Genomic DNA, 7,797 nt, shown 5'->3' with positions numbered 1-7,797 from the left:
AGTTTCATAGTACCACATAGCCATATATGGTATTATTTAGTATTAAATCTTTTTACTGTTGTAAACCCTCGAGAAAAAAGCCCAGATTTTACGGAGGGTTTGGGAGCGACATCCACATATAATTCTTTTATCCATTTTGTGATTTGGCCAAGGTCCGGTGAAGATAGTGCGAGATTTTTACCATATGTGATTTCAGCGGCTTCTTTAAAAAGGTCGTGATGTGCATTCTTTCCGATACTAATACAGTTTAAATGAATGTCTTCTCTTTCTCCGAGTAGGTTTTTAACAGTCTTTAGGAATTTCTCCGGTGTGTCTCCAGATTTTTCGTATGGCGCAGCGTCAGAAATAAGAACGAAGATTACTGGTTTTACCCGGTTTTCATCAATCATCATTTCTGCTAGTTCGACTCCTCTCTCAACGGCGCCACTAAGATTGGTACCACCCCTACAGTTTAATCCATAATCTAACATAGCGATAATGGCTTCAGGAGCATCCTCTTCGGTGGTTTTAAAAATTGCCAATTCTTTATTTTCGCGATCCGGCCAAACATCATCGTTAAAGAAGAAAACCGAGAAAAGATTTCCCAGTTTATTCTGGAGCATATCATCAAAGGTTAAAATAGCAGCGGTTACTGCACCAGCACATCTTTTAACTAACTTATCTTTGACAGATAGCATCTCTTGCAAGCGTTTAACACTTTCCGAGGAAAGGGGCACATAGTATTTTTCCAAGATTTTTGATACGCTTTCCTCCCCCGGTGACCAAACATTTGAAGATACGCGCACATCGTTAAATCGGATCATGCTGAAACTGTTATCCATTCCAATGACAATATTTTTCTCCTTAACTTGTACCATTAGAAAATCCTCATCCAAAATTGTTTTTTAGCATTAAAATAGCAAATACTAATTATTTATTAACCAAGCTTAGGCTAAAAATGATTCTCTCCCAACATTCCAAAATAACATAAAATAATGATAGAAAAAGCCATTTATTAGTAAGCCAAATTCGAATTAAGACTTATTGTTACATTAGAAGTCTAAACCATGAACCGGAAAAATTCTCTCCTTTACATCTTGTACCACTTGTTTCAAATCCTCGAAAACCATCTTTTTTGCCCTTTCTTCCACTTTCACCTCAGGATCTTCCATCTTAGTGGGCGCAGCATAGTTTAATCCTATTTCCTTTGAAACGCTATTGTAGAATTCTCTCCAAGCCTCAGGAGTTTCCTCCGGTATGGAAATATTCAGTAGTTCACAGAGCATTGAAGCCCAAGCTCTAGCCACAACACCTATCTGATAGCCACCTCCACCAAACAGCAAGTATTTTCCATCGCACAGCTCGTGTGCTAAGCTATGCATAGTTTTAACCACGTTCAAGAACGCCCTAATCGTTAGTGCCTCCGAAGTTAAGGGATCGGTGTAATGAGTGTCAACTCCTGACTGCTGCAGAATCAATTCCGGCTTATAGGCTCTGGCTAGTGGCGGTACGATCTCATTGAAGGCATAGAGGTAAGCCTCGTCAAAAGTGTAGGGCGGAAGAGGAACGTTTACACAATAACCCTTTCCCTCCCCTTCACCGTCCTCAAAAACGAAGCCAGACCCTGGAAAAAGATAAGTTCCATCCTCATGCAATGATACAGTTAAAACTCCGGATTCGGAGTAGAAAGTGTCCTGCGTCCCGTCGGCGTGGTGACAATCTAAATCAACGACCATTATTCGCTTTAATTGATATTTTTTCTGAATGTAACGAACGGTGCAAGCAATGTCATTGAAAACACAGAATCCGGAAGCTCTACTTCTTGTTGCATGATGCAAACCTCCACCAATATTGAAAGCGTGCTGAACTTCACCCTTATTTAACAGATCTGCTGCCTTTAGTGAACCGCCGACAATTTTTCGGGTAACCTCAAACATTCGTGGAAACGCAGGGGTATCCCCATAGTCTAAGTAGCCTTCACCTGTTTTGCTAAGCGTTTTAACTAACTCTATATATTCGGGACTATGGACAAGCTCCAATTCTACTTCTTCACACTCACCGGGTTCAACCATGGTCACGTTTTGGTTGTTGAAAACGCCTATTTCCCTCATAAGTCTTATGGCTAGAGCTAATCGTTGAGGTCTTAGGGGATGATTCGGGCTAAGATAATATTTAAGATAATCATCAGAGTAAATTACAGCCATTTTTCCAGTCATAAGAAAACACCTTTTTAAAACAAGTAAAAGTGATATTAATATATTCTCCAAGGATGGGGTTAACGAATAATCAAAACCGGTCTCTTGCTCCAGCGAATAATTCTTATCGAGTGACTGCCCACCGTCACTTTTTGAGTCCCAGTGGCTCCCCTTATACCGACCACTATCAGTTCCGCTCCATCCCTCTCAGCTTGATCACAAATTGATTCTGCGGGGTCGCCCATTAGAACATGTTTGGTGACTTTAATCCCCTTGCTTTTAGCTTTTTTCTCCGCTTCCTCCAAAAATTGATTTGCCTTTAACTTCATCTTATCTCTAATTTCGTTTATGCCCTCCTTCAAATAGGGTTCCAAGCGTTCCAGCTGCGCCTTTTCTACAACGCTTATAACAATAAGTTCAGATCCACAGGTCTCTGCAATCCCGATTGCATAGTTAACAGCTTTTTCGGCTTGTTTCGAGCCGTCCGTGGCTACCAGAATTTTTTTAAACATAACAAAGCACCAGCATAAAATATTTTTATTTAGCTATCTAATGGACGGAATTTAACTTAAAAATTTTGATAATTTTAATTTAGAAATTTTTAGTAAATATCATAAGTAGCTAACAATATTTAAATTTCCAGATAGTCTCGTATTTTTAGATTATAGGAGTTGTTTTTTTGCCTAAGGGAAATGGTGTTAGAAAATTACAAGAGGAGATTTTAAAACTTAAGAAAAGTGAGAATATCTTTCTTCCTGCCCACAATTACCAAACCCCCGAAATTCAAGAAATCGCGGATGTTCTTGGCGATAGTCTTGAACTAGCCAAGTTGGCTCAAAAAGAGATTGACGCAGATTTAATCGTTTTCTGTGGAGTGGACTTTATGGCCGAAACAATGGCAATCCTCAATCCTGACGCCGAAATTTTTATTCCTGATCCAAAAGCTCAATGCCCCATGGCGTTGATGTGCCCAAAAAACATTGTTACTAAGGCAAAAGCAGAACATCCAGATCTGCCGGTTGTATTGTATGTAAACACTCTCGCAGAGGCAAAGGCAGAAGCTGATGTTATGTGTACATCTGCAAACGCGGCGAAAGTGGTAAAAGCCTTAGGTTCAGATAAGGTTCTATTCGGACCTGACGCAAACCTTGCAGCTCATGTGGAGAAGAAGACCGGTGTTAAGACTGTTCCAGTACCAGAGGATGGATACTGTATAGTACACGTAAGATTCATACCGGAAAATATTCTTGAGTTGAAAAATAAGTATCCTGACGCAGTTGTACTTGTTCATCCAGAGTGCGACATGGAGGTTCAGGAAGTAGCGGATGTAGTTGCGTCCACAAGTCAAATGCTCAACTACGTTAAAGACTCAAAAGAGAAGAAATTCATCATTGGAACGGAAATAGGATTAGTGGACCGCATGAGAAGAGAAATTGGTGGAGATAAGACGTTTATCCCCGCGTCAGAAACTGCCATTTGCAGAAACATGAAAAGGAACACTCTAGAAAAAATTCGAGACGTAATTATTAATAAACCCCCTGAGAACTTGATTAAGGTTCCAGAAAATATAGCAGAGAAGGCAAGAACCGCTCTTGAAGCAATGTTTGAACTGACCAAGTAATTCTTAAAAATTCCGGTCGGAAGAAACCATATTGCCACCGTGAACCGCTGAGAGAAAAACTACAACATCTCCATCTTGTAGTTTTGTGTCTATTCCCTGAAGCAACTCCATATCTCTCTCGTTTATTAAAACAATTATACCGGGATTTAGCTGACCTTCGTTAACAGAAATAGCATTATAAAGCTTCTCGTCGACCTCACGTATTAAATTAAGAAGTGAGCGAACCGTGGCTCCATTTTCAATAGTGAATAACATTTTACTTTTTTTCGCCGTATATTTAAGAGTAGACATCGCGCGAACACTTACCTTCATGAACTCACCTACGTGAATACCAAGTTTATTGGATTTTTCAAAATATGGTCGACGTTATTTAAGTTGATGCGAGATTAATTATTATTGTAAAGAAAAAATTATAGAAAGATGATCAAAATAGGTGCATTTCCTCATCGCTTGACGGGCTCAGTGCAGGTCAGTTTTATCATCCAAGTACCTTATGAGTAAACACTCTTTTTAGTATTTCTATCAGGACTAATGGGTACACATTTAGTAATAGACACTGGTGTTTATTACCACAGACCGAGAAACTCACTTTAAACCAACCCCAGTACACCACTAGTCTCTTATTGTGTTCCTAATCTTGTTTTTTAACCAGTAAGGTATTGCTCGAACTAATATTCGGGTATAGGATTTCCTCCCCACTAAAAGGTCGCCTACTAGTTTCTGCATACCCTTATCAGACATAATCCCAATCCCCACATTAGAGGACTGCCCCTTTAAAAAGTAGTTTTGGAGCCAAACTCCCCATTTTAATTCGCTACCTAGCCTTTTTTTCAACTTTTTCTGATATACCGACAAACCTTTTTCACTAAAATCGTTCTTATGAAAAGCTCTATTAATAACATCTGCCGCTATTTTCCCACTTACCATAGAGTAATACATGCCCTCTCCAGTGATTGGAGATACGGTACCCGCAGCGTCTCCAACAAGAACTATGCGATCTGAATAATTTATGGAAGTCAAGCCTGAAAGAGGAACTAGAGCAGCGTCAAATCTAATCACTTTCGCCCCTTCTAGTTTCTGAGAGGCGACTGGATGATTTTTAACAAAATTTTCAAGATAAGTTTTCAAATTTTCTTTCACTTTTGAAAGAAGGGCTCCCACACCCACAGCCAGACAGTCGCCCTTTGGGAAGATCCAAGCGTATCCAAAAGGTGATACGTCGCCACCGTAGTAAAATTCGTTTCTTTTTCCAAACCTTTCATCTATCAATTCGGGCTTCATGCTCATCAAATACTGTACACAGAAACCTAGAGATTTTCGATCATCCATTGGATTCAATAATTTTTTAATAATGGAGTTTACGCCATCCGCTCCCGCCACCATTTTGGTTTGATATGTTTCAGATGCGGATAGCTCCACGTAGTCCTGTCGTATCTTCAACTTTTTGACATGTTCCTTTGACCTTACTTCCGCACCATTGGAAACCGCTCTTTGAGCTAGGTATTTACCGAGTTCTGTGCGGTGAACATTACCCCCAACCCTTTCATCATAATCTATGGTGAAAGACTCTCCTTCTCTGTAGGATACTGTAACCCCCCAAATCTCCCTTTCCAGAATGTTTTCATCTAAAGAAAATTCACGTAAAGCTCTTTCTGTGAGCATTCCACCACAGAGCTTATCCATATTGGGCTCATCCCTATCGTCCAAAACAAGAACATTTAGACCATATGAAGCCAGATTTTCCGAACAAATAAGCCCCGCAGGTCCGCCGCCCACAACAATTACATCCCAAATCATTTTAAAATCTCCAATAGCTCTACAAACTCTAACTATTTTCTTTAAGACTTACGATCGTGTTGAAAGCGATTTTTATGGCATCATCAAGTCCCTGTAAAAGCTCTGACGCAAACTTTTCGATGTTCCAAAAACTTTTTTCCGTCCCCGGCTTATCACTTACAACCATTATCGCAGCCGTCTTCATATTATAGATTTTCCCCAGAGTGAAGACCGCTGAACACTCCATATCTATGCCTACACATCCCTTTTCCACCGCTTCTCTATATAGTTCAGAGGTCTCTCGAAAAAGAGCATCAGTAGTCCAAACCGGACCCACAAATACATTCCTCCCATACTCTTTAGACTTCCGAATAAGCAGATTCGTTAATTCAGAATTAGCCTCTATCTTATCACCCCCATATAGTGCCTAGTGGTACCATCTCCTTTAAATGCGGAATCCGCAATAACTATATCGCCTACATCTATATTCTCAACCAAACCGCCTAAGAAGTCTATCCTGATCGCGGTCTTCACATCAGCCCTATGTAATGCCTCAAGGACAATGGCAGCCGATGGGCAACCAATCCCCGTTGGAACCACGGAAACATTTAATGAATTTACTTTTCCTCGGTGTGTTTGTCCCCTAGTTTCGGATTTTTTTAAAAATCCTAGGATTCGATTGGTGCACGCAGGAGTTGCAGGGAGCAAAACTGTTTTTGCAATCGAGTCCGGTGCGCAGCCGAGTAAAATATACACAATTTTAGAATTTTGAGACAACTGCCTCATCCCCATAGATTTTGGCAATATTTCAATGCCGTATATTAACCTTTTTTATAAGCTTTATAATTTTAATACTTCTCTTTAAAGATATTATCTTTACTAAAGAGAGGGACAATAGCTTATTTGTTATGAATATGAGGGAAAAAATAAAGAAGAGTGAATGTTTGAAGGCTTGGTTTTCAATATAGGAGTTCTATTGTAGCAGTAGTAGCCATTTCAATTCGTCCCAAAAATTGAAGACTAGAAACTGGTTCAATAGTCTTTTAGCCTCTGAGGGTTGGGGCCAAGGACCCGCAAACGCAGCGTAGAGTGGATCAGTTGTTAATCCGTACAAGAGTATGCCAACTAAGAGCAGAATCACCGTAATAATAACGAAGAGAGCAAAAGGCGATTCTTTTAAAGAAACTCTACCTCTTGTAGCTAAAGGAAAACCGATTAGGATAGCTATCGAGAGTACTATTGTTTGAGGTACGAATTGTCCTTCTATAACTGCTTGAACCACCATAAAACCTGCAATACCCGCGGCAACAATAATTGCAGCATAGTCAATTCTCTCCAAAGGTTTATGCTCTCCAGTCCAGATTTCAAGCACTATACCAGAAACTAGTAACAGAAAGAAACCGGTGTAAACCAATTGGTGTCCAAGCATTTCGTCAAAATAGTATATTTTAGGATAGATGGTCCAGAAGTATATCTGCGCCGGAATATTGCTCATTGGAAACACCAGAGAGGCCAGGTAGATGAACGGAAGATTTTCCGCGATGAGCACTTCTACACTATTTGCGGTAAAATGCATGCCGTGGCCTTCAAAGAAGATGAAGAAGGATAATACCATAAATGCCTGAAGCATCAGCATTTTCTTATCTGAGATTTCTTTGGGCTTCTTCTCAGCCACAATAACCTTGTAGAAAACCATAGACGACAATGCTACAAAGGGAGCTTGTACGATTAGATCCCAGAACTCCCATAAGGGAAGCACTACGGGAAGAAGGTACACTAGGAAAAACAATAGTATAAAAATGAAAATAGTTTTAGCCACTCTATTCACTTTAAAACCTCCATATCGCCCGTATTATAACACGTATTAGTTTAAGAGTAGTTTAACAAAAATTTCGCGGTTTATACGTATTAAACCATAAAAAGCACATTTGAACTTTTTTACATCACCAAACTTCTTTATAAAAGTTCTAGAGCTGTTTTTTCGATTAGATCGACTTTTTCCTGTTAAATAAGAACACTTTCACGGTAAATTTTATTAAAGAATAGTTTGTTAGGTTTCTGGACTCGAAACCATCCGCCCATACCGTTTAGTCTTTTAAAAAGTTTATGAACAAGAATAGGAAAAAAGTGTAATGTTTTTAGAGTCTGAACTCAAAGGATCAAGAAGTTGTGATGAATTGGGGATACACACGGAAAAATCCTCATTTTAAATGGTCTTTTTTTATG

General features: G+C 39.5%; 9 protein-coding genes. 1 reads left to right on the top strand and 8 read right to left on the bottom strand.

Annotated features, from left to right (window positions below; translation table 11 throughout):
- Nucleotides 1-32 precede the first annotated feature (32 nt).
- From ACUVXA_RS13205 to ACUVXA_RS13195, 3 genes are all read right to left on the bottom strand, one after another.
- Entirely contained in the window at nt 33-857 is an 825-nt protein-coding gene (locus ACUVXA_RS13205) for a vWA domain-containing protein (RefSeq protein ID WP_445871740.1), read from the bottom strand.
- A gap of 174 nt (nt 858-1,031) precedes the next feature.
- On the bottom strand, nt 1,032-2,195 hold the full coding sequence (locus ACUVXA_RS13200; RefSeq protein ID WP_445871739.1) for an acetoin utilization protein AcuC: 1,164 nt from the start codon (nt 2,193-2,195) through the stop codon (nt 1,032-1,034).
- A 59-nt stretch (nt 2,196-2,254) separates the two neighbouring features.
- Nucleotides 2,255-2,686: a universal stress protein gene (locus ACUVXA_RS13195; protein WP_445871738.1), complete on the bottom strand. Its 432-nt coding sequence runs from the start codon at nt 2,684-2,686 to the stop codon at nt 2,255-2,257.
- A 167-nt stretch (nt 2,687-2,853) separates the two neighbouring features.
- Here ACUVXA_RS13195 and nadA point away from each other — a divergent pair, with 167 nt between their 5' ends.
- Nucleotides 2,854-3,795: a quinolinate synthase NadA gene (gene nadA / locus ACUVXA_RS13190; protein ID WP_445871737.1), complete on the top strand. Its 942-nt coding sequence runs from the start codon at nt 2,854-2,856 to the stop codon at nt 3,793-3,795.
- Nucleotides 3,796-3,798: 3 nt separating this feature from the next.
- Here nadA and ACUVXA_RS13185 read toward each other — a convergent pair whose 3' ends face one another.
- From ACUVXA_RS13185 to ACUVXA_RS13165, 5 genes are all read right to left on the bottom strand, one after another.
- Nucleotides 3,799-4,107, bottom strand: coding sequence for a MoaD/ThiS family protein (locus ACUVXA_RS13185; RefSeq protein ID WP_445871736.1), 309 nt, complete (start codon nt 4,105-4,107; stop codon nt 3,799-3,801).
- 300 nt (nt 4,108-4,407) lie between these two features.
- On the bottom strand, nt 4,408-5,592 hold the full coding sequence (locus tag ACUVXA_RS13180; protein ID WP_445871735.1) for a geranylgeranyl reductase family protein: 1,185 nt from the start codon (nt 5,590-5,592) through the stop codon (nt 4,408-4,410).
- 28 nt (nt 5,593-5,620) lie between these two features.
- Nucleotides 5,621-5,944, bottom strand: coding sequence for a phosphorylase family protein (locus ACUVXA_RS13175; protein WP_445871741.1), 324 nt, complete (start codon nt 5,942-5,944; stop codon nt 5,621-5,623).
- Between the two features lie 29 nt (nt 5,945-5,973).
- Nucleotides 5,974-6,348: a phosphorylase family protein gene (locus tag ACUVXA_RS13170; protein ID WP_445871734.1), complete on the bottom strand. Its 375-nt coding sequence runs from the start codon at nt 6,346-6,348 to the stop codon at nt 5,974-5,976.
- Nucleotides 6,349-6,544: 196 nt separating this feature from the next.
- A complete protein-coding gene (locus ACUVXA_RS13165) occupies nt 6,545-7,399 on the bottom strand; it encodes a hypothetical protein (protein ID WP_445871733.1) in 855 nt (284 codons plus the stop codon).
- Nucleotides 7,400-7,797: the final 398 nt, after the last annotated feature.

Source organism: Candidatus Jordarchaeum sp. (assembly GCF_052745115.1).
This window is presented reverse-complemented; position numbering and strand designations above follow the sequence as displayed.